A 969-nucleotide genomic window follows, 5' to 3' on the forward strand; every position below is an offset into this window, starting at 1 on the left:
TAGTGGGGGTTTGGGGATTAAAGTCTATCCCACATATTCACCCCCAAAATATCGCCTAAATCATCTAAAAATATTTCTATATTGCAAGGCTCGATACCAAAGTTTAAAAGCTCCTTGCCTAAATAAATTTGTGTAAATATTCTAGGGCTTGTTTTTCCATTCTTTTCATACACCTTAAACATATCAGCCCCGTGAAAAGCTCTATTTCTAATCATTCTATAAAGGTTTAAAGCAATTTGCACTTGTATGTGTGTATAGATTTCGGCTATTGAGCCATTGTTTATCTTTATTCTATCTTTATTATTAGAGCAGTATTTTCTAAACTCAAATCCTTTACTATTAAAAACAATATTTTCTAATTTTTCATCAAATATAAGCCTAATCAAAGCCCCTAAACTAGGAGCACTATGACCTTCGCAAATACTTATATATTCATCTAAAACTATATTTTTTACTCTTTTTCTTATTTCATTTTCAATAGCTAAAATTTTGCCACTAATATGCTTTATAAATAGTATATTTTCAATCATTTTAACCTACCTTTAAGCAAATATTAATCAATTTTGTATAACATCTCATCACATCTTAGGGGCGAATGGGTCGCCCCCCGCTTTTGCGGGTCTTTCATCAAAACTTTTCACAAATATTTCACATTTTCACAAGTTTTTCACAAAATCCTAATTTTAATTTCAAATTCCGTGAAATTTTGCACTCTCAAATCCTATTCATTTCGGTTAGCTCGTTTAAAAACGAGCTAACACAAGGCTTTTTACGATTTTTTCCTAACAGAAAAAATCACAAAAAGCCACCTAACCCCACATCACAATCACATTTTTAAAAATTTTTTCACATCACCCCTAAAGTTATTTTTTAGCACACCGATATAGTTGTAACTTGATAAGGAAATCAAGACAATTATTTTTTTAAGGAGAAAATTATGGGATTCAGAATTAACACAAACGTGGCGGC

At 31.0% G+C, this 969-nt stretch carries 1 protein-coding gene; it reads right to left on the reverse strand.

Annotated features, from left to right (window positions below; translation table 11 throughout):
• Positions 1–17: 17 nt before the first annotated feature.
• Positions 18–530 carry a hypothetical protein gene (locus AVBRAN12637_RS09680; protein ID WP_214119005.1) on the reverse strand — a complete coding sequence of 171 codons (513 nt, stop codon included), beginning with the start codon at positions 528–530 and terminating at the stop codon, positions 18–20.
• Between the last annotated feature and the right edge of the window lie 439 nt (positions 531–969).

Origin of the sequence: Campylobacter sp. RM12637, from assembly GCF_020137645.1 — a bacterium.
Lineage (GTDB): Bacteria > Campylobacterota > Campylobacteria > Campylobacterales > Campylobacteraceae > Campylobacter_E.